Below are 22286 nucleotides of genomic sequence, written 5' to 3' on the forward strand. Positions count from 1 at the left end.
GTAATATCACTTTCCCACAATCACAACCCTAGATGAGCAATGTCATGGCTTAAACAGGCCGCCGTTTTACTACGGTGGCTTGTTTTGTTATGAAATCTAAAGGAAAGTCTTAAACAAGCTCCCCTTCCTATGATATAATAAAAAGTCGAATAGTGAGGTGGAGTAAGAAATGTATCGTTTAGAGGATTTGAACCCGGTTCAGCGCCAAGCGGTAGAGCATCGTGAAGGCCCCTTATTAATATTAGCGGGGGCAGGATCCGGAAAAACACGGGTTTTAACGTATCGTATAGCGCATTTAATCGCCCAAGGCGTTGAACCATGGAATATTCTGGCCATTACCTTTACCAATAAAGCAGCTCAGGAAATGCGTGAGCGGGTCTATAGCTTGGTGGGCAGTGAAGGAAGAGGGCTTTGGGTAGCGACCTTTCACTCCGCTTGCGTTCGGATATTAAGAAGCGAGATCGGCTATCTGCCCGGATATTCGCGGAGCTTTGTCATTTATGATAGTGGGGATCAGTTGGCCGTAATCAAGTCTTGCATGAAAGAACTGAACCTGGATGAGAAGAAATTCGCGCCTCGGGCCATCGAATCTGTGATTAGTGATGCGAAGAATAAGCTGCTTACGCCGGAAGATTTTTCCCGCAGAGCTACAGATTACTTCGAGCAAAAGGCCGAACGGGTCTATGAGCTGTATCAAAAGAAGCTCCTGGCTAATAATGCGCTGGATTTCGATGACATCATCATGCTGACGGTTCGGTTATTCCGAGAAAATCCTGAGGTGCTGTCCCAGTATCAAGATAAATTTCGTTACATCCTTGTGGATGAGTATCAGGATACCAACCATGCTCAATACGCTTTGGTCAATCTTCTGGCTAAGAAATACCGCAACCTTTGTGTGGTAGGAGATGATGACCAATCCATTTACATGTTTCGTGGGGCAGATGTTCAGAATATCCTGGATTTTGAACGGGATTATCCTGAAGCCAAAACTTTGAAACTCGAGCAGAATTACCGTTCAACCAAATCTATTCTGCAGGCTGCCAACTCGGTGGTTCAGAATAATACGGAGCGGAAAGAAAAGTCCTTGTGGACGGAAAATGAGGATGGACAGCCCATAGTCTATTATGTGGCAGACAATGAGCATGATGAAGCCCGCTATATTGCCGAGCGTATTCAACGCTTGCTTAATGTGGAAGGCCGCAAGTTCAATGATTTTGCCGTGCTCTACCGTACCAATGCTCAATCCCGGGTCATAGAAGAGCGCTTTATGAAGGAAGGAATCCCTTATCGGATTTTTTCAGGACTTAAATTCTATGAGCGCATGGAAATCAAGGATATCCTGGCTTATCTGCGGATCCTCCATAATCCGGCGGATCAAGTGAGCTTTTCCCGCGTTTTAAATGTTCCGAAGCGGGGATTAGGGGAGAGTACTTTAGAAAAGATTCTTGACTATGCTAATGAACAGGAAATGCCTGTTCTGGATGCTATCATGGAAGCAGACTATATCCCTGAACTTCAGTCCCGGGCTAAGAAGCCTTTGCTGGCCTTTGCCCACCTTATGCAAGAGCTTAAGGCCTTAGCTGTTGCAGAGAGCTCAGTAACTAAATTGGTCGAAGAAGTATTAAAGCGTACCGGATATTGGGATAATCTGGTTAGTGATAAATCGCCGGAAGCGGAAGCCCGACTGGAAAACCTTCGCGAATTCTTATCCGTGACTGCAGAGTATGATGAGAAAGCGGAACATTATGAAAACGTGGTTGCACAGGAGGGGATTGAAGAAGCTCTTGTTCCCGGATTGGCAGGATTTTTGGAACAAGTATCCTTAGTAGCCCAGATCGACTCCTTAGATCAGGGAGACGATGCTGTGGTTATGATGACCATCCACAGTGCTAAAGGGCTGGAATTCCCTGTGGTTTTTTTAGGAGGAATGGAGGAGGGGATCTTCCCCAGCAGCCGCTCCATGCTTGACCCGGTACTTTTGGCAGAAGAACGGAGACTTTGCTATGTGGCCATAACCCGTGCCCGGGAACGTCTCTACCTGGCCTATGCACAGCAGCGGATGCTTTATGGAAGAACTCAATACAATCGCCCTTCGGAGTTCTTTCAAGAAATTCCCACCCATATCCTCGTGGATCGGGATCCTATCGATCCCCCGCCAGTCCGGGCCCAGAAGCCTCGCTCCTCTATGGCAAGCGTAGGAACGACCCCGGCAGGGGGGCCATCACCTTGGAGAACTGGGGAGAGAACCATTGGTAATCCTATACAAGATGCCCCTGGGGTAGATTATAAAGTGGGAGAAAAAGTGGAGCATGCTAAATTTGGCAAGGGCGTGATTGTGGCCATCAAAGGAGAAGGAAACTCTGCAGAGCTTTCTGTGGTCTTTGGGGGCGAAATCAAAAAGCTAATAGCGGAATATGCTAGACTTGTTAAGCTTTGATTGGGAATGCTTATAGGTCTTCTCCGGGCTATTCTCTAAGAGAATCCGATATAATTAATTAAGAAAGGATAGAACAACGTGCCAAAAAAAATCCATGTAGTAGGTCATCGAAACCCGGATACCGATTCTATTTGCGCAGCTATTGCCTATGCTCGCTTAAAGCAACGCCTTGGTATAGGTAATGTTATTCCTTATCGGGCTGGGAAAATCAATCGTGAGACGGAATTCGTATTAAATGCTTTCGGAGTAGAGGCACCGGAATTTTTGAAGGATCTTCATCTCCGAGTTAAAGATATGCTTAATGGTCCTATTCCTACAGTTAAACCAAGAACCTCTCTTCTGGAAGCTTGGAAGATCATGAAGGAGAATAACCAAAAGACGCTTCCTGTGGTGGATCATACCGACCAAATGATCGGGATGATCACGGTGGGTGATTTATCCGGTTCCTATATTGAGAGCATGGCGGATCATGAGTTGGAATCTCTTCATATACCGGTGAAAAACGTAATACGAACACTGGACGGACGATTATTGGTAGGCAGTGAAGAGCAGGACCTCAAAGGGAATGTTTATGTGGGGGCCATGCGCCATGAGACATTAGAGGCCTATGTGGGTAACGGTAATATTGTATTGATGGGAGATCGGCAGACAGCACAGGAGAGCGTTCTCCGTCAGGGCGTATCGGCCTTGATCCTTACAGGGGGCGCCACCTTAGCGCCGGAGCTGGAAGGCTTAGCCCGTCAGCAGAATTGTGTGGTCATCTCCGTACCCTATGATACCTTTACGGCAGCCCGGCTTCTGCCTATGACCGCCCCAGTGCAAAATGCCATGCAGACAGAGGGAATTATCTCTTTTAATGAAGATGATCTTATCTCAGAAGTCAAAGAGAAGATGCTGGAAACCCGTTTTCGCAATTACCCTGTCCTAGATGAGCAGGGAAAGGTCGTCGGATTAATCAGCCGCTATCATCTTCTGAGCTTAAGTCGGAAAAAAGTGATTCTCGTGGATCATAATGAATTTGGGCAAGCTGTGGTGGGAACGGATCAAGCCCAGATTCTTGAGGTGGTAGATCACCATCGGGTGGGTGGTATCCAAACCGGAGAGCCGATTTTATTCCGCAATGAGCCTGTAGGTTCTACTTGTACGATAGTAGCAAAATGCTATCGGGATTGGGACATTGTTCCTGAGAAAGCTATAGCCGGAATCATGCTGGGAGCTATTTTATCCGACACAGTCATCTTTAAATCTCCCACCTGTACAGAGATTGATAAGGAGAATGCTACCTACCTGGCAAAAATCGCCGAAGTAGATCCCAAGGAATTTGGTGTGCAAATGTTCAAGGCGGCTTCAAATCTCAGGGAACGGCAAGTGGATGAATTGATCGAAGAAGATCTCAAAGAATTTACTATGGGAGATCTCCGGATCGGAATCGGTCAGTTCAGCGTCATGGGGCTTGAAGGGCTGGATCAATTGCGTGTCGAATTATCTCAAAGGCTTGAAGAGATTCGCGGTCAGCGAGCTATGAATTACCTTATGTTGATGGTGACCGATCTGTTGGAGGAAAACACGGAATTGTTCATCAGCGGTGCCAAACCTGAGGAAATAGCCAAGGCCTTTGATAAACCCTTGGACAAAGGAGGTATCTTCCTGCCTGGAGTACTGTCACGGAAGAAACAGGTGGTTCCCCCCTTGTCTAAATATTTCCTTCAATAGCGTCTCCCGAAGAATTGAGTTCCCTTAACGGGTTAGACTATAGATGGCGTTGTGAGGGTAACCCACAGCGCCTCTTTTGTAAATAGCTCGGCACGAATGCCAACTTTGAAAAGGCCTGAAAGCCAGTTCTCCAGGATTTTGCTTTCGGCGTTCACTCCACAAGCTGTGCGGAGCAATCTAATCGCTCAAGACCTCCGCTACGTCGGGTGCCCGGCTAAATCGGCTCCTGCCTCATAGCCGGTTGGAAACGTCCTGTTTCCAACCCGACTCCGCTGCAGTCTTTTCGCGAAGATTGCTGACCTGCTCGCTTAGAATCCGTTCTCTGCCTGAAAGCAAAATCCTTGGGTTGCTTTTCGGGCTTGAGCAGAGCGATGTGGGATAAGCTACCTGACCTGAGCAGCTTTTTCATCCCCTGCCGGCGCCGCTTGAGCGGCATAGCCGGCTACTTCGGAGAAGGTCCGAACATGAAAGAGGGGCTGAAAAAGACCCGTCAGCGTAGCTTTACGTACAGGAGCGAACGGATTTCACTGTGTATAAGGCAGCTAAGGCTTATGCCTCGCTTCACTCACCATAAGCCAAGCATTCTTTAAGCGGAAGGGCGGCTAGGTCAACGAGGCTTTCTTAACGTAGCGGAGCCATGGTTGACATCAGGTATTACCCGGAGGTTTGGCGTCGAAAGTGTCCGGTGGACATTTTCGCTCAAAGCGGCACGCCCCAAAGAGTACTTATCCGCTGCAGATGCTGTTAAGAGAGCGAGTTGACCAGCTCTGGAGCTATAGAGTACGTGAGCTCCGATGAAGAAAGCCTCCGGTGGAGGGTTTCAGGAGCCCACGCCCGAAGGTGCGATGTGCGTAAAGTTACTCGACCCGGATGTCCTTAGTTAATGCATTTAGGAGGGAAATTTTTATGTCCGATGTATCACAAAGAATCAAGGCCTTACGTGAGCAAATCGAGGAAGCTAATTATCAATATTATGGTTTGGATCAGCCGACCTTAAGTGATGCAGAGTATGACACACTCATTCTGGAGTTGATTCGTCTGGAGGAAGAACACCCGGAATTCCTGACTTCCGATTCCCCATCTCAGCGGGTCGGAGGATATATTGCCAAGGAATTTCCCAAAGTTCGTCATGCTGAAGCCCTCCTTAGTTTGGATAATGCTTTTAATGCAGGAGATCTTCTGGAATTTGACCGCAGGGTTCGTTCGATGGTAGCCGAAGTGGAGTATGTAGTGGAGCTCAAAATTGACGGTTTGACCGTCGCTTTAACCTATGAAGATGGAGTTTTGGTTCGTGGTGCTACTCGTGGCGATGGTGAAGTCGGTGAAGAAATTACAGCCAATGTGAAGACCATACCCGCTATTCCCTTGCGACTTCGTAAATCGGGCGGCCGCCTTGATGTGCGGGGAGAGGGATATATGCCTAAAGGCTCGTTTTTACGACTTAACCAAGAGCGCGAAGATGCTGGACAGCCTCTCTTTGCTAACCCTCGCAATGCGGCAGCCGGTTCTTTACGTCAGCTTGACTCCAAGATTACGGCTCAGCGCAAATTAGGGTATTTTGCTTATCAAGTCCTGACTCCCGAAGGGGCGGAGCTGGCTTCCCAGTCTGCCGTACTGGATTATCTGAAGGAACAGGGGTTCTCGGTTAATCCGGAGTATAGGGTCTTTACAGCTATTGAAGATGTCATTACCTATTGTGAGGAAGTGGTCGGGAAACGTCATAACTATCCTTATGATATTGACGGACTGGTGATTAAGGTCAATGATATCGCCCAGCAGCGGGAGCTGGGCTTCACTGCCAAAAGCCCTCGTTGGGCCATAGCTTATAAATTTCCTGCGGAGCAAGTGGAAACCGTTGTAGAGGATATTGTGATTCGAGTGGGGCGGACAGGTGTACTTACTCCCACAGCCAATTTGACTCCGGTCTTTGTCGCAGGATCCACGGTGAGCCGGGCCACGCTTCACAACCTGGATAATATCCGAACCAAGGATGTCCGCATAGGGGACCGTGTCTTGATTCAAAAGGCCGGGGATGTGATCCCTGAAGTGGTGAAAACTCTGCCGGAAAAGAGAACAGGCAGTGAGCGAATCTTTGAGATGCCCCAGACCTGCCCTGAGTGCCAAAGTCCGGTCATTCGGGAAGAAGGGGAGGCAGCTCATCGCTGTACCAGTATCACCTGTCCGGCCCGGCAGCGGGAAGCCATCATTCATTTTGTATCCCGGGATGCGATGAATATTGATGGGTTGGGACCGGCGGTCATTTATCAGCTTTTGGAGGCTGGACTGATTAAGGACGCCGCAGATCTCTATGCTTTGGAATATGATCCCCTGGTCCAATTGGAGCGGATGGGTAAAAAATCTGCCGAGAATCTGCTCAAGGCTATCGAAGACAGCAAAGAACGAGGATTGGCTTCCCTCATTTTCGGTCTGGGAATTCGCCATGTGGGGGAAAAGGCCGGCAAGATCTTAGCTCAAAAATACGGAACCATGGAAGAGCTGGAGAGAGCTGGGGTAGAGGAATTGCAGGAGATTCCGGATGTGGGTCCTGCCATGGCTCAAAGCGTCGCTCAATTTTTCCAGCAGGAAAGTACGCACCACTTCCTGGATAAGCTGCGTCAAGCAGGTGTGAACATGAGGGCTCAACGCTCTGCGAAACCCCAGATTTTCGCCGGAAAAAGCATCGTGGTGACAGGGTCTTTAGAGCGCTGGGATCGTCAATATGTAGAAACTATGATCGAAGAGTTCGGAGGCAAGGCTGCCAGCAGTGTCAGCAAGAAAACCGCCTTTGTGGTCGCCGGAGAAAAAGCGGGTTCAAAACTCATCAAGGCAAAAGAATTGGGGATTCCAGTTTTAACTGAAGAGGAGTTTGTTAAGCTGTTGCCCTAGGACGTTAATTCCAATTCAAAAAAATGGTTGTTTATCCACAAAAATGTTGTAATATACACTTTGGGGTTATACTATAAGCTCTCATATTTCATTATTTGTACATGGGATGGTGAACGAAATGAAAATCTCTCGCGAAGAAGTAGAACATGTGGCCTTGCTTGCTCGATTGGAATTGACGGAGGAAGAATTAATGACCAATACAGAGCAATTGAACTCTATTCTGGACTATGCAGCTATGCTGGAAAAGTTGAATACGGACGATATCAGACCTACGGCTCACGCAGTTCCTTTGCATAATGTGCTGCGGGAGGATCTGGTTAAGCCCTCCATGGACCGTGAAAAAGTACTCGCCAATGCGCCTGATGCAAAAGAGGGTTTCTTTAAAGTCCCACGGATTGTTTAATATTGAAATTTAGTGTAGCAAAGGAGAAAGGAACTTCATGGAAATGACAGGGCTAACCATTGGCGAACTGCATGAGCTATTAGAAAGCAGGGCAATCAGTACAACTGAGCTTACCCAAGGTTTTTTGGATAGAATTGAAGCTGTAGATCCTGATATTAGAGCATTTATCACGGTTACTAAAAAAGAGGCACTTTCCCAAGCGAAGACTGTGGATGAAAAATTAGCCCGGGGAGAGAAGCTTGGAGTTTTAGAGGGAATTCCGATGGCTCTGAAAGATAATCTTTGCACAGATGGAATTCGCACAACCTGTTCCTCTAAAATCCTGGAGAACTTTATTCCGCCCTATAATGCTGCCGTGGCTGAGAAGCTGAATGATTCTGGAGCCATTCTCTTAGGAAAGCTCAATATGGATGAGTTTGCCATGGGCTCTTCTACTGAGAACTCCGGATTTTTCGCCACCCGTAATCCCTGGGATTTGGAACGGGTACCTGGAGGTTCTTCGGGAGGCTCTGTGGCTTCTGTAGCCGCAGACCAAGCAGTCTACTCCTTAGGCTCGGACACAGGGGGATCGATTCGTCAACCGGCAGCTTTCTGCGGTGTCGTGGGCTTAAAGCCTACCTATGGAGTAGTGTCTCGCTACGGGCTTATTGCCTATGCTTCTTCCCTGGATCAAATCGGACCGGTGACGAAAACTGTTCGCGATAATGCTTTAGTGCTCAATGCTATTGCAGGGCATGATCCTAAAGATTCCACTTCAGTGCCATTTGAGAAACCAGATTATACTCAATTTTTAACCGAAGATATTCGGGGCTTAAGAATCGGTGTGCCTAAGGAGTACTTTGGGCAGGGGATGGATCCCCATGTCGAAGAGGTCATTCGGGAAGCCCTTCGCACCTATGAAAGTCTGGGAGCTATCGTTGAAGAATGCTCCTTACCGCATACAGAATATGCTATGCCGGCTTATTATTTGATTGCTACGGCAGAAGCCAGCTCCAACTTAGCCCGTTATGATGGGGTTCGCTATGGACATCGGGCCGAATCGGCGGAAGATGTCATCGGGATGTTCTGCAAAACCCGGGCAGAAGGTTTCGGATCAGAAGTTAAGCGCCGGATCATGCTGGGCACCTATGCCTTAAGTGCCGGGTATTATGACGCCTATTATCTGAAGGCTCAAAAGGTAAGGACCCTAATCGTTCAGGACTTTCAACAGGCTTTTGATAAGTTTGATGTGCTCCTTTCACCTACAGCGCCTACTCCAGCTTTCCGCATCGGGGAGAAATCCGGAGATCCTCTCACCATGTATCTATCCGATGTATGTACTGTCCCCATTAATTTAGCCGGAATCCCGGCCCTATCCATTCCGGCAGGCTTTGTGGATGGATTGCCGGTGGGTATGCAGCTGATGGGGAAACATTTTGCTGAAGGAATTCTTTATAAGACAGCCTACGCCTTCGAGAAAAACACCGCCTTCCATACCAGGAAACCAAGCTTAAGCAAAGGAGGGGCGCGGTAATGAGTATCTTTGAACGTTATGAAATGGTCTGCGGAGTGGAAGTCCATGTTGAGCTGGCTACTAAGACCAAGATCTTTTGCAACTGCTCCACCGAGTTTGGGGGAGAGCAAAATACCCATGTCTGTCCCGTTTGTCTGGGGTTGCCTGGGGTACTGCCGGTCCTCAATCGTGAAGTGGTCAATCTGGCCATCAAAGCTGGTCTGGCTTTACATTGCGAGATTGCCGACTTTTCTAAATTCGATCGTAAAAATTACTTTTATCCAGATGCACCGAAGAATTTTCAGACATCCCAGTATGATCTGCCTATCTGCAAAAAGGGCTGGTTGGAATTCGAAGTGGGCGGAGAAAAAAAACAGGTGGGAATAACCCGCGCCCATATGGAAGATGATGCCGGAAAGCTGGTTCATAGCGGTGCCACCATTTCCACCTCCGATGAGTCGTTTGTTGATTACAACCGGACCGGAGTGCCTCTCTTGGAGATTGTATCGGAACCGGATATGCGTTCTATTTCCGAAGTGGTGAGCTTCTTGGAAGAATTGGTGCGGACCATTCAATACACCGAAGTCTCCGACTGCCGGATGGAACAAGGTTCGGTCCGCTTTGATATTAATGTGTCCTTGCGTCCGCACGGGCAGAAGGAGTTTGGCATCCGGACCGAAACGAAGAATCTCAATTCCTTCAGCTCTGTACGGCGCTGCCTGGAATATGAGACTGAGCGCCAAGCCCGACTTTTAGATCAGGGGAAAAGCATCATTCAGGAAACCCGGACATGGGATGAGGGAAAAGGAGTCACCCTTTCCTTGCGTTCAAAAGAGGAGGCCCATGATTACCGCTATTTCCCTGAACCGGATCTGGTGCCCCTGGTTATCGAGAGGGAGTGGGTGGAGGAAATTCGCCAGACCCTTCCGGAAATGCCCGCTGCACGTCGGGAACGTTATAAGTCTTTAGGATTGACGGAGTATGATGCAGGAGTACTTACTTTGTCTAAGGCGATATCGGACTTTTTTGATGAAGCTCTGAAGAATTATGAAGATGCCAAGACCTTGGCGAATTGGGTCATGGTGGAGTTCGCCCGCCTCCTCAATGCGAAACAAATCAGTGTGGAAGAATCCCCCGTTCGGCCATCTCAACTGGCTGAGCTCCTGACTCTGATTGAGAAAGGAGCTATCAGCGGTAAGATCGGCAAAACTGTGATTGAAGAAATGTTTGAATCTGGGAAGGATCCGCAAGTCATTGTTCAAGAGAAGGGCTTGGCACAAATCAGCGATACAGATGCCTTACTGAAACTGGTAGATGAAGTGATTGCCGCTCATCCTCAATCGGTGGAAGACTATAAAGCCGGTAAGGAGAGAGCTATGGGCTTCCTTGTCGGTCAGATGATGAAAGCCACCAAAGGCCAGGCTAACCCCGGTGTGGTCAATACCCTGCTCAAGGAACAGCTAGCGAAGGTTTAAGAGTAGAATTTAGAGAATTGTTGATCGATAAAGCTTTCTTTCCAGACATTTGGGAAGAAAGCCTTTTTTATGCAAGAAGTTATTTAATTTGAAGTTTCAAAATAATTAATCAATGAGAAGATTGTTTCCTTTGTAAAACCATAGTAAAATGGTGGTGATTTTAAATAGTACTTGGTAATTGATCTAAGATTGCAAAGGCCTATTATGACGTCAAAGCTGTCGAAGTGGTTCACTTTCGAAGTCTGGAGGAAAGAAGATGGAAGTATTGAAAGGGCAGGAAGCGCTGCAGGCTCTGATTGGCGTTTTGCCTCATATCGTTAAGTCTCTACCTGAAGATATGGCGTTATATGTCACGGATGGCGAAAACTACTTACAAGTTGCGGAAGGTCCCGATTTACAGATTGGCATCACTGTGGGGAGCAAGGTATGGGGAAAAGCCACGGAAAAGTGCATGAAGGAGAAAAGAAAAACATCCTTTAATGTTCGTGACGGCATGCCATTTAAAGGGGTGAACATCCCGATTCTCGATGAAAATAAAAATCCCGTAGGTACCATATTATGTGCTACAGGCCGAAAAAAGCAGCAGGATGTCTATCAAGTGGCTGAGCAATTAGCAGATACTTTGGACCAAATGGCTGAGGCGATGAATGAGATTGCCAGTGGGGCAGCAAGGCTGGCAGAAGTCGGGCAAGCACTTACAGAAAAGGCACAATTATCCGATAAGAAAATTAGCGAAACAGAAGTCATTATCAATTCGATCAAATCCATATCCAATCAGACCAATTTGCTGGGATTAAATGCGGCGATCGAGTCCGCGAGGGCCGGAGAGTATGGACGCGGGTTTGGTGTAGTCGCACAGGAAATCCGCAAATTAGCTGATGAGAGTAAACATTCAACAGAGCAGGTCAGGGTCATCATTGAGGCGATTTCATCTGCAGTAAAGAATATGATCCTATCCGCCGAGGAGTCTGGAGCGATCTCCCAGCAGCAAGCGGCTGCGATTCAGGAAAATACAGCAACGATCGATGAGCTGCGCAATGTAGGGTTAAAATTAAAGGACTTCGCAGCAAAGTTATAAGCAATCGGGCTTCCTTTCTGGAGTATAATCTGAAAGGAAGTTTTGTTTTAGTTATTCGACAAAGTATACAGTATTTGTTGGGGTAAAATAGTTCACAAATTTCTAGATTGTGTTAGTATTAAGGTCGATGAATATTTGCTAAAAATGCAAGGAGCTGAAATAGTCGTGGAAGAAAGAACATTAACCATCGTGGACACGACATTGCGGGATGGAGAACAGACTGCAGGAGTAGTATTTTCTAATCAGGAAAAACTGATGATTGCCCGGATGCTGAATGATCTCGGTGTCCATCAGATTGAAGCTGGGGTTCCGGTCATGGGTGGAGATGAGCAAAAGGCCATCCGTGATATTGTTAAGATGAACTTGAAGGCCAGTATTATGGGATGGAACCGGGCTGTGATAGCGGACATTGAAAAATCTATGGATTGTGGATGCGATGCTGTTGCTATATCGATTTCTACTTCGGACATTCATATCGAACATAAGCTGATGACCACGCGGGAAGATGTGCTGGCAAGAATGGTTAAGGCCACCGAATTTGCCAAGAAAAATGGGCTTTATATATCAGTGAATGCTGAGGATGCCTCCCGTTCCGATATGGATTTTCTCCTGGAATTTGCCCGTCTGGCCAAAGAGGCGGGGGCAGACCGGCTCCGCTATTGTGATACGGTGGGGATTCTTGAGCCTTTCACGACGTTTGAACGAATTACAAAGATAAAAGAAACCATCGATATTGATATAGAGATGCATACTCACAATGACTTTGGTATGGCAACCGCCAACGCTCTAGCCGGGGTAAAAGCGGGGGCCAGCCATATTGGGGTAACTGTCAACGGTTTGGGAGAGCGGGCCGGCAATGCAGCCCTAGAGGAAGTTGTCATGGCGCTGAAGTATTTGGCAGGAGTCGATCTGAAGTTTGCCACAGGGCGTTTTGTAGAGGTCTCAGAATTTGTGGCGAGAGCATCAGGACGTTCTGTTCCTGCTTGGAAGGCCATCGTGGGCAGTAACATGTTTGCTCATGAGTCAGGGATCCACGCGGATGGAGCGTTGAAAAACCCCCTCACCTACGAAGTGTTTAAACCGGAGGAAGTAGGCTTAGAGCGTCAGATTGTTATTGGTAAACACTCGGGAACTGCCGCCATCAAAGCTAAGTTCCGGAATGAATACGGTAAAGAGATTACGGATGAAGAAGCCGATGAGCTTCTTGCCCGGGTAAGAGCTTTTGCTGTGGATATGAAGCGCTCCCTCTTTGATAAGGAGCTTATGTATATTTACGAAGATTTGCTTAGGGAACAAGGAGATTATTAACCTAACCCATAAGTAATTTTAATATAAGGAGGAAGCCATGACTAAAATTCAAATGAATTTCCCCTTGGTGGAGATGGACGGAGATGAAATGACCCGGATTATCTGGGACTATATCAAGGAAATCCTGCTTCATCCCTACATTGAATTGAAGACTGAGTATTATGATCTGGGACTGCAGAAACGGGACGAAACCGATGACCAGATCACCATTGATGCAGCTTTGGCCACCAAGAAATATGGGGTAGCGGTTAAATGTGCTACGATTACACCCAATGCACAGCGGGTGGAAGAATACAATCTAAAGCAAATGTGGAAGAGTCCCAACGGAACCATCCGGGCCCTTCTCGATGGAACGGTCTTTCGTGCTCCCGTTCTTGTGGAAGGGATCAAGCCCTTAGTCACCACTTGGAAGAAACCCATTACCATCGCTCGTCATGCCTATGGAGATATCTATAGAAATGTGGAGTATCGGGTAGGTGGTCCAGGCAAGGCTGAGCTTGTTTTCTCAGGTGAACATGGGGAAGAATCGCGTCAGACCATCTATGACTTTGAAGGTAAGGGAATCCTGATGGGAATGCATAACCTTGATCATTCCATTGAGAGTTTTGCCCGGGCTTGTTTTAATTACGCACTGGATGTCAATCAGGATCTTTGGTTTTCTACCAAAGACACCATCTCCAAGCAATACGATCATACCTTTAAGGATATCTTCCAGGAAATCTATGACAAGGAATATAAGGAACGCTTTGACGAGGCTCAATTGGAATATTTCTACACCCTCATTGACGATGCCGTCGCCCGAGTCATCCGCTCAGAAGGCGGGTACATCTGGGCTTGTAAGAATTATGATGGGGATGTGATGTCGGACATGGTGGCCACGGCCTTTGGAAGTCTGGCCATGATGACCTCCGTCCTGGTTTCCCCGGAGGGATATTTCGAATATGAAGCGGCCCATGGTACCGTCACTCGTCACTATTACAAGCATCTCCAAGGGGAAGAGACATCAACGAATCCCATCGCCACCATTTTTGCCTGGACGGGCGCCCTTAAAAAGCGTGGAGAGTTGGATGATTTGAAGGATTTGGTTGATTTTGCCAGACAATTAGAGGAAGCCTCCTTAAAGACCATAGAAGCTGGAATTATGACCAAAGATCTGGCACTGATCTCTGAGTTGCCCAATATAAAAACTGTAAACACAAAAAGTTTCCTCGAAGAGATTAAGAAAACTCTTGATACTATCCGCTCATAGGAAAAGAGGGAAGGTTCCCATATCTCACCGAGATATGGGGCCTTTCCCTTATCGCGGCTTATTTGAATCAGTATATGGTGCATAGGGAGGGAAACTTATGAAAAAGGAATATCGGTTTAAATACGGTGAAGGGTATCAGGAGTTTCTACTCAATCCGCAGAATGTCATCCAGGAGCTCCAGGCCAAAGATATTCAGCCTTTAGAGGATGTGGTGAAGGAAATCGAGAGGGTTCTCGATACTCCCATCGCCTCTCCGTCTTTCAATACCTTGTTTAAGGCAGGGGATCAGGTTACGATTGTCGTCAGTGATATCACACGTCTGGTAAAGCTTCATGAATATCTGCCCACGGTTGTGAATCGATTGAATACCTTAGGCATTCCGGATAAGGATATCCTTATCCTAACGGCTACCGGAACTCACCGGGGACAAACTCCTGAGGAGAAAAAGAAGATTGTCGGAGAGGAGGTGTATTCACGAATTGAGGTGGTGGATCATGACTGCGACCATTCCGAAATGGTACATGTGGGAACAACTCCTCGGGGAACGGAAGTGGTTGTCAACCGCTTCGTTGTGGACCGGAAGGTGATTCTCACCGGAGGAATTGTTCATCACCTGATGGCAGGCTTCGGCGGTGGGCGCAAGTCCATTCTTCCAGGGGTAGCAAGCCGGAAGACCATTGCTCAAAACCATTTGCATTCCTTGGATCCCAATGCAGAGCAATCCAATCCATTGATCGGGGTAGGAGCACTTATCGATAACCCTTTGCATGAAGATATGGTTGATGCGACACGCTTTGTCAATCCTGAATTCCTCATTAACACCATTATCCATACGGATGGCCGGATTGCTAAATTTGTGGCCGGACACTGGCTAAAAGCTTGGGAAGAAGGCTGTGCATGGGCTGATGAGAATTATGGAGTACCGATTGAGAAGAAGGCTGATCTCGTCATTGCCAGCTGTGGGGGCTTCCCTAAAGATATTTCTCTCTATCAGAGTACCAAAACCTTATTTAATGCGGCTCTTGCCGTCAAGCCCGGCGGTACGATTCTTATTCTGGCTGAGTGCCGGGAAGGGGCCGGCGCAGATGAGTTTTTCGGATGGAATGAGCCCCTTAAGGAAAAAGTCCTTGATCCAGAGCTGCGCAAGAACTTTACCATTCCTGGATATATCTTCTATGCCGCAGTGGAATCAGCCCGTAAGGCAAAAGTCATTCTCTACTCGGAGATTGAGCCGAAGTTGGTCAAACCCATGGGAGTAATCGGGGTCAATTCATTTCAAGAGGCCATAAAATTGGCTCAAATTGATCAGGAAAAACAAGATGTAATTTTAATGCCCTATGGGGGGGCAACCATACCTTTGTACCAAAAGGGTAACTAATTGTAGTATAAAAAGTGAAGTACAGAAGTTCAGTAGGGACTTGGAAGAAAATTAAATCTTATACTTTCAAATTAACTTTAGTAGGATGGTGGCGAGATGTTCAATATACCTTTGCTGATTGTAATTCTTTATATTATTGCGTTATTTGGAATTAGTGTTTATGCCTCTAAACGCGCCAAGGGAACGGAAGGATTCCTCCTTGCCGGTCGTCAGATGACGACTCCTCTCATTGCCGTATTGATTACAGGTTTAGCCATCGGCGGGGCTTCGACCATTGGTGTGGCGGAACAGGCCTATAATGTGGGACTTGCTGCCGGCTGGTATAATGTGGCCTGGGGTGCAGGGGCGATCTGTATGGGAATGTTGGCTGCCGCCAAATACCGTAGTATGAATATCACTACAGTTCCCGAGATGTTTGAGAAGTTCTATGATGTTAAAGGCCGGGTGATCTGTGTACTCAGTCAAATTACCATTCAACTGGTCATAACATCCCTGCAATACCTTGCCGGCGGAGCGATCCTGGCCTCCTTGCTCCCTTCCGTGTTTACGCTGCAGTCGGGAATCATTATAAGTGCCATTGTTTTTATTGGAATTACCTTCGTCGGAGGAATGTGGTCCGCCGGTATTTCGAATATCTTAAATGTGGTTTTGATCTATCTGGGAATTGCTGTGGCGACCATTTCCACTCTCATGAACCAAGGTGGGATTGCACAGATCGCTGTGAAGCTTCCCCAAGAGGTCCCGTATTTTCATTGGGTGGATGGTCTGGGCTGGATTGTCATTGCCGGCTGGTTTGCCGTGATGATCACGCAAACCATGTCCATTCAAGGTACAGTACAGATTTCCTTAAGTGCCAAGGATGCGAAGACAGCACGGAATGGGTTTGTCATTGGGGGGCTTTTGATGCTGCCCATAGGTTTTCTCGCCGCCTTGATGGGAATTGCTGCCAAGGGAATGTATCCGGATATGAGTGCAACCCTGGCGCTGCCCCAAATGATTATGTCGCAGCCTCCGATACTTGCCGGAATCACCCTTGCCGCTCTTTGGGCTGCGGATGTATCTACAGCAGGAAGTTTATTATTAGGTTCCGCCACCTTATTTTCCCAGGATATCTATAAACGCTTTTTACGTCCGGATAGCGATGAGAAGCATTTAATGTGGGTGACAAAGTTTTCGGTGATCGCTTTAGGTGTACTGACCTTTACTTTAGCTTTGACGATCAGTGGGATTCTGAAGACGATTATGATCGGACTTAGCCTGACCACAGCTTTTACCGTTGTATTCCTGTTTACTGTTTTTGCGCCGGGGCTTGCCCGGAGGAGTTCAGCTTTTTATACGAATCTCGTGGGGATTGCGGCAATTATTTTATGGCAATTTATCCCGGTCATAAGGGTGTTCCCTCATGTGATTTATCTGGAGTGGATTGTCTGTTTAATTACGTTTTTATTGGTGCCTATTTTTGATCGACAGCCCATTCAAACAGGAAATAAAGAGGCTTCTGTATTAGGACAAATTGCAAAGTAGAGCTGGATCGTTGTATGTGTATAAAGCCGGGGCTATGCCTCGGTTTTATTATTAGGAGATCCAGAGTGACAGGCTAGTGACAAAAGGGAGTTATGGGATTAAAATAAACTTCTAGGGTACATAGGAGGGGATTTAGATGAGTTTTCAGGGTGTGATCATAGGAATCATGGTTTTTATCATCATCGGTGTCTTTCATCCCATCGTTATCAAGGGAGAGTACTATTTCGGAAAAAGGATCTGGCCCTTATTCTTGGTCGCAGGGGTGGTACTGATCGGCGCTTCTCTATTCATCACGAATAATATGCTTTCCGCAATCGTCAGTGTGACAGGCTTCTCCTGTCTCTGGAGTATCCATGAAATTCTTGAGCAGGAAAAACGGGTGAAAAAAGGCTGGTTTCCAAGCAATCCGAACAGAAAGTGAAGGAAAAGAGGTCAAATTATGCATCGATGTATAATTTGGGCTGCTGGATTTTCCTATTTATAGGGGATGCTTTTATTGTGGGCAAAATATTTTTAAATCGATAGAACTTCCGTGAAGTGTCAAAATATTCTGTTGACTTACGGGGGTACTTGTTATAATCTGGTTATAGGGGAAAGTTAAGGAAAACAGCTAAATACGATGCGGAATAGGGTTGCTTAATGGCATTAATAGTGAACTCCGGTGCGAAGCCGGGACAGCCCCGCTACTGTATGAAGGACGAGTCCCTTAGAGGATCCACTGGTCGAAGCCGGGAAGGCAAGGGATGAGGATGAGTTCAAGTCAGGATACCTGCCCTATTCCAGAAGCACAAGTTTTCGGGGAGGGAACAAGTGTGGCGAATTTAAGGGTAGTATGATATTACATCTTTGCCTTTTTACATGATGTTTGCCGGAGCCGAATTCATCGGCTCTTTTTTATTATTTAAGAAGCTTAACTTATAGGGAGCACCAGAAATGGTTGATGTCCATAAAGTATATATTGAAGGTGATGAGATGCGATATTATTGTTTAGAAATTGATGAAGGAAACAAGAAAAAATACGCCTATGGGTTAAGTGTAACCGAATGGCCAAGAAAATGGATTCTTTGCTCCAAATGCCAGAGAGAATGGAAAAAAAGCGTAATGCATGACTTTGGAACAGATACCCCTATTGTTTTGTCTAATGATAATTATCCTGATTTTCTCTGGTTTTATATTAATCATATTTCAGAGAAAGCTAAAGACGTTCTGGAAAGAGAAAAGATTACGGGCTATAGACTAGAGAAAGCCCCTGTGCTATCCTTCAATGATTTAACTGATATGCAACTCAAGGAGCTCCGGCGCCATGGTACCCGGGTCAATAAAATACCCACAGTCCCGCCTGCCTATTACAAACTTCATGTTGATGTGTGCGCCGAACTTTATAGAAAATCAAACATTATTCTGCTCGATAGTTGCTCGGAATGCGGCTATGAAACATACCTTGCCGAGAGCAAGGAGCGGATTGAATCGAGAGATAGCCTTTTTTTGAGGGGGGAGTCTCTCAATGGAATAGATCTGTTCAGGGCCAAGGGCTACGGTGTTAATATCTATTGCTCTGAAAGATTTGTTGAAGCCTATCAAAGACACGAGCTGACAGGATTGATGTTTACTGAGATTGTAGTGCTTTGAGGCTGCTGCATAACTGGGCGGAAGATAACCTAACATAACTAGATATAATGTAAAATAAAATCAGGATGTTTATTTTTCTGTTGATTTATGTTATTTATGTTTGTGGGAAGAAACATCGGGAATTAAAATTTCGGATTGTCCGATTATTAGCATAAAGACAAAACTGAATAGTTTCCGAGCTCATTCGTCTAAAAGAATCTCTCATGACGGAAGAGCCTGAGCAAACCGCTCACGGGGTCAGTTAGGAAACCAGCTGGCCTTCACTTATGAAAAGGAAGCAGAAAGGACAAATTTGACAGAGTCGGCTCTGGCTTTTGTTGTTTTCGCTATCGGGCGGTTTGCTTTTAGAAAGGCAAGCCGCTTTTTTTCTTTATAGGAGAAAACTATGGCGAACAGATCAGGCAGCGTAGTCGCCAACTGATTTGACTGCTGTCAAATTTGAACCAAAATAACGGCAGGAATGTGCGGGAGAAATTCCACCGGATAAGGAGTGCATAAAAAATGATCAGAGCAGCTATTTACGGCAAAGGAGGGATTGGCAAATCCACTACCACATCCAATTTGGCGGTTGCCTTGAGTGAGATGGGTTATAAAGTGATGCAGATCGGCTGCGATCCCAAGGCGGATTCCACAAGAATGTTGACCGGAGGGAGGCCTATTCAAACCGTATTGGAGCTGGTGCGCAGCAAACGGGATGACCTGCAGGTGTGCGACTTTGTGCAAGAGGGATATAACGGAGTTCTTTGTGTGGAAGCCGGCGGTCCCATGCCGGGTATCGGCTGTGCCGGACGGGGAATTATCACCGCCTTTGATACCTTGGCGGAAATGAAGGCATATGAAGTCTACCAACCGGATATTGTGCTTTACGATGTGCTGGGGGATGTGGTCTGCGGCGGGTTCGCCATGCCTTTACGGGGAGAATATACGGATGAGGTTTTTATAATTACCTCGGGAGAGAGGATGTCCATGTACGCAGCGTCCAATATCGCCGCGGCTTTGGCCAATTTCCGCAACCGGGATTATGCCCGTTACGGGGGGCTGATTCTGAACCGGCGCAATGTGGACAAGGAGATGGAGCTGGTGCAGCAGCTGGCGGCGGAAACCCAGGGTGAGCTCATTTCCGTTATCCCCCGGGCGGCTGAGATACAGAGAGGGGAAGAGCAGGGCAAGACAGTCATGGAGTTATTTCCCGAAACGGAGATCGCTCAAAGTTACCACACTTTGGCCCGGCGTTTTATTGAGGTATGCGGTCATGAGTAAGGGGGTGCAAAATAATCTTCTCTATTATATTCCCAACCGGAGCAGACCTAAGACTATTCTGCGCATTCCGGAGAGCCATAGTCTCCATATATGCCCCACGGCCTGCGGCCGCCGCAACGCTATACGTGCCCTGCAAAACGGGGAAAAAGAGTTTCTCTCCTTTTTATATATCGGGGAAGAGGATGCGGTTTCCGGACAATATGTTGAGAATATCGGCTGCGGTGGAAGAGCTTCTGGAGGTACTTGAGCCGGCGCCTAAGGCCTTTGTGCTTTACTTTAATTGTATCGATGATTTCCTGGGTACCGATGAAAAAGCACTTTTGCGAGAGCTCAAAAGCCGTTTTCCCGGACTTCATTTCACAGTCTGCCATATCAATCCCGTGGCGGCCGATGAAAAAATATCCCAGGGCATGCGCAAGCATAATCAGATGTATGAGCTGCTGGAATACACCGAGGAAAAGGACGAAGGTATTAATCTAAAATCGGCAATTATGTTTCTCTTGATCAGGAGAGCGAGCTCTTTGACCTTTTGGCGGACTGGGGGATTAAGACAGTACGGGAGCTTTTTGCTTGTCGGACGTTTGAGGAATATCAAAAGATGGAGGCCAGTCGGCTGAACCTGGTACTAGTGCCCATGGGCTTGGTTGCTGCTCAAAGCATGGCGGAAAAGCTGGACATTCCTTATTATTTCAATCCCCCTTCCTATGAGCTGGATGAAGTCCTTCGGCATTATTACAATCTGGCCGGCTTATTGGGCAAGCCTTGCCCAGATTTTCGCCAGGAGATCTTGCAGACTCAATTAGCTATCGTGGTAATCAGGGAAAGGGTGGGAGATATCCCGGTTGTTGTGGATTCGTCCGCTTCCATGCGGCCCTTTGCTCTGGCTAAAGCCCTTCTGGGCTATGGCTTTCAGGTGAGGGCAGTCTTCGCACCCCATTCTCCCAGGGATGATTATGAAGAACGGAAATGGTTGGCCGACCATTGCCCCCAGGTCACCATCATAAACCGTGAGGGCATCAAAGCCGTATCCGGCTATGGTTTGGACCAGGAGTACATGGCTATCGGTTATGATGGAGCCTTTTTGCTGAAGGCCAGGTATTTTGTGGATGTGTTTAATGATGAGTCCTTTTATGGGTTTCACGGTATTCGCAAGCTGATGAAGCTTATGGGAGAAGCTGTCGCCAGGGCAGCGGATTGGGGAGACCTGAAGGAGAACAGAGATGAGGGGAGCGAGCGTCCATGGAACGGTTAGCCATCTATCTCCCGCCTTTTGCCAGTGATTATTCCGGAGCCTGTTCCACGCTCTTGAACTGAACTGTTTGATCATCATTGATGACGCCTCATGCTGTACCCGCAATTATGTCACCTAAGATGAACCCCGCTGGACGGAAAGCACGCGCAGTACCTTTGGCTCGAATCTGAGAACCATTGAAGCTGTGCTCGGGGATGAAGAACGGCTGATCAGCCAGACCATTGAAGCGGCGCAGAAGCTCAAGCCGGAATTCATTGCCGGGCAGCCCCGTGCCGGCGATCATCGGCAGGGATATGAACGGGATCGCCCGGGAAATTGAGGCGCGCAGTGGTTTTGCGGCATTAGGCTTTGCTACCACGGGATTTTCCTATTACAATAAGGGAATTTCTGCCGCCCATTTAAAACTGCTCAAGCGATTCGCCGTTTCCGGAATCTCAACAGCTTCCAAACATGTAAATATTCTGGGCCTGACTCCGCTGGATTTCTCGGCCAACGATAACGGTAGGGATCTGATTCGTCTTCTGGAAGATAACGGCTTCCGGATTAACGGCAGTTTTTGGATGCAGACGGAGCTGGATCAGGTTCGGCGTGCCGCTTCTGCGGAGGTCAATCTGGTGGTATCCCAGTCTGGTTGGGCGGCTGCCCGGTATCTCTACACAAACTATGGTATTTCCTATGTAGCTGCAGCTCCTTTGGGGATGAAGCACGGCCGGGTTGTATTGGAGGCTTTACGTCAGACGGCGGCGGATAAGCAAAATCGTGTTATCAAGGGCGCCGTGGCAGAAGCCGGCGGAGATTTGCCGGTGGCCGATAAAGCGGGAGCCTTGTTGATCATCGGAGATCAGATCGTGGCCAATTCCCTTCGGGCCGCTCTCCGGCAAGCCGGTTGTGGGCAGAGCATTACCGTAGCCAGTTTTTTTGGCCTGGAGCCGGAATTGGCATTGCCTGGGGATCTCCTCCTGAAAAGCGAGAAACAGCTGATTAAGTTTCTCAGAAGCGGCATTTATACCAGGATGATCGCTGATCCCTTGATTCTCGGCCTTCCTGCCGCAGCCGGGCTTAAGGGTTATAGCCTTCCCCATCCGGCGATATCCAGCCTCCTTCATTGGCAGGATATGCCCCTTTTCATCGGCGAGGAATTTGAAAAGACCATATTAAGTTGGAGCGATTAAATGAAAAATAAAGCTAAGCGAAAAGGAGAT

The 22286-nt window shown here is 47.4% G+C and carries 19 protein-coding genes and 2 riboswitches; of the genes, 18 read left to right on the plus strand and 1 reads right to left on the minus strand.

The window, feature by feature from the left end; all coding sequences use genetic code 11:
- The first annotated feature begins 169 nt into the window (after positions 1–169).
- Both pcrA and DESPCE1_RS0106610 read left to right on the plus strand, forming a co-directional pair.
- A complete protein-coding gene (gene pcrA / locus DESPCE1_RS0106605) occupies positions 170–2437 on the plus strand; it encodes a DNA helicase PcrA (RefSeq protein ID WP_019849894.1) in 2268 nt (755 codons plus the stop codon).
- Between the two features lie 78 nt (positions 2438–2515).
- A complete protein-coding gene (locus DESPCE1_RS0106610) occupies positions 2516–4150 on the plus strand; it encodes a putative manganese-dependent inorganic diphosphatase (RefSeq protein WP_019849895.1) in 1635 nt (544 codons plus the stop codon).
- Between the two features lie 214 nt (positions 4151–4364).
- Here the strand turns inward: DESPCE1_RS0106610 and DESPCE1_RS23185 are convergent, their stop codons facing one another.
- Positions 4365–4586 carry a hypothetical protein gene (locus DESPCE1_RS23185; RefSeq protein ID WP_019849896.1) on the minus strand — a complete coding sequence of 74 codons (222 nt, stop codon included), beginning with the start codon at positions 4584–4586 and terminating at the stop codon, positions 4365–4367.
- A 470-nt stretch (positions 4587–5056) separates the two neighbouring features.
- On the opposite strand from DESPCE1_RS23185, the gene ligA reads away from it, so the two are divergent.
- From ligA to DESPCE1_RS21785, 16 genes are all read left to right on the plus strand, one after another.
- A complete protein-coding gene (ligA, locus tag DESPCE1_RS0106620; RefSeq protein ID WP_014793330.1) occupies positions 5057–7036 on the plus strand; it encodes an NAD-dependent DNA ligase LigA in 1980 nt (659 codons plus the stop codon).
- Positions 7037–7154: 118 nt separating this feature from the next.
- Positions 7155–7439: an Asp-tRNA(Asn)/Glu-tRNA(Gln) amidotransferase subunit GatC gene (gene gatC, locus DESPCE1_RS0106625; protein WP_019849897.1), complete on the plus strand. Its 285-nt coding sequence runs from the start codon at positions 7155–7157 to the stop codon at positions 7437–7439.
- Between the two features lie 37 nt (positions 7440–7476).
- Complete coding sequence (gene gatA, locus DESPCE1_RS0106630) at positions 7477–8952, plus strand: Asp-tRNA(Asn)/Glu-tRNA(Gln) amidotransferase subunit GatA (RefSeq protein ID WP_019849898.1); 1476 nt, start codon at positions 7477–7479, stop codon at positions 8950–8952.
- On the plus strand, positions 8952–10406 hold the full coding sequence (gene gatB / locus DESPCE1_RS0106635; protein ID WP_014793333.1) for an Asp-tRNA(Asn)/Glu-tRNA(Gln) amidotransferase subunit GatB: 1455 nt from the start codon (positions 8952–8954) through the stop codon (positions 10404–10406). The genes gatA and gatB overlap by 1 nt, the downstream gene beginning before the upstream one ends.
- Positions 10407–10662: 256 nt before the next feature.
- Entirely contained in the window at positions 10663–11484 is an 822-nt protein-coding gene (locus DESPCE1_RS24085; RefSeq protein WP_014793334.1) for a methyl-accepting chemotaxis protein, read from the plus strand.
- A 165-nt stretch (positions 11485–11649) separates the two neighbouring features.
- Positions 11650–12792 (plus strand): homocitrate synthase, encoded by a 1143-nt coding sequence (nifV, locus tag DESPCE1_RS0106645; protein WP_019849899.1) that lies wholly within the window; start codon positions 11650–11652, stop codon positions 12790–12792.
- Between the two features lie 37 nt (positions 12793–12829).
- Positions 12830–14041, plus strand: coding sequence for an NADP-dependent isocitrate dehydrogenase (locus DESPCE1_RS0106650; RefSeq protein ID WP_019849900.1), 1212 nt, complete (start codon positions 12830–12832; stop codon positions 14039–14041).
- A 97-nt stretch (positions 14042–14138) separates the two neighbouring features.
- Positions 14139–15419: a nickel-dependent lactate racemase gene (larA, locus tag DESPCE1_RS0106655; RefSeq protein ID WP_019849901.1), complete on the plus strand. Its 1281-nt coding sequence runs from the start codon at positions 14139–14141 to the stop codon at positions 15417–15419.
- A 96-nt stretch (positions 15420–15515) separates the two neighbouring features.
- The gene (locus tag DESPCE1_RS0106660) at positions 15516–16943 is read left to right on the plus strand and encodes a sodium:solute symporter family protein (protein ID WP_014793338.1); all 1428 of its coding nucleotides are present in this window, start codon (positions 15516–15518) and stop codon (positions 16941–16943) included.
- A 136-nt stretch (positions 16944–17079) separates the two neighbouring features.
- Positions 17080–17364, plus strand: coding sequence for a DUF4491 family protein (locus DESPCE1_RS0106665; protein WP_014793339.1), 285 nt, complete (start codon positions 17080–17082; stop codon positions 17362–17364).
- 191 nt (positions 17365–17555) lie between these two features.
- Positions 17556–17735: riboswitch (cobalamin riboswitch) on the plus strand.
- Between the two features lie 141 nt (positions 17736–17876).
- Entirely contained in the window at positions 17877–18572 is a 696-nt protein-coding gene (locus DESPCE1_RS0106670; RefSeq protein WP_014793340.1) for a double-CXXCG motif protein, read from the plus strand.
- A 160-nt stretch (positions 18573–18732) separates the two neighbouring features.
- A riboswitch (molybdenum cofactor riboswitch) is annotated at positions 18733–18865 on the plus strand.
- Positions 18866–19073: 208 nt separating this feature from the next.
- Entirely contained in the window at positions 19074–19832 is a 759-nt protein-coding gene (locus DESPCE1_RS0106675) for a P-loop NTPase (RefSeq protein ID WP_019849902.1), read from the plus strand.
- On the plus strand, positions 19825–20079 hold the full coding sequence (locus DESPCE1_RS23650; RefSeq protein WP_019849903.1) for a hypothetical protein: 255 nt from the start codon (positions 19825–19827) through the stop codon (positions 20077–20079). The genes DESPCE1_RS0106675 and DESPCE1_RS23650 overlap by 8 nt, the downstream gene beginning before the upstream one ends.
- Positions 20033–20449, plus strand: coding sequence for a hypothetical protein (locus DESPCE1_RS23655; RefSeq protein WP_242835369.1), 417 nt, complete (start codon positions 20033–20035; stop codon positions 20447–20449). Before DESPCE1_RS23650 ends, DESPCE1_RS23655 begins: the two co-directional genes overlap by 47 nt.
- Entirely contained in the window at positions 20362–21084 is a 723-nt protein-coding gene (locus DESPCE1_RS23660) for a nitrogenase component 1 (RefSeq protein ID WP_242835370.1), read from the plus strand. The genes DESPCE1_RS23655 and DESPCE1_RS23660 overlap by 88 nt, the downstream gene beginning before the upstream one ends.
- Before the next feature lie 221 nt (positions 21085–21305).
- A complete protein-coding gene (locus tag DESPCE1_RS21785) occupies positions 21306–22256 on the plus strand; it encodes a nitrogenase component 1 (protein WP_242835371.1) in 951 nt (316 codons plus the stop codon).
- Positions 22257–22286 lie beyond the last annotated feature (30 nt).

The organism is Desulfitobacterium sp. PCE1 (genome assembly GCF_000384015.1).
In the GTDB taxonomy this organism is placed as follows: Bacteria; Bacillota; Desulfitobacteriia; order Desulfitobacteriales; family Desulfitobacteriaceae; genus Desulfitobacterium; species Desulfitobacterium dehalogenans.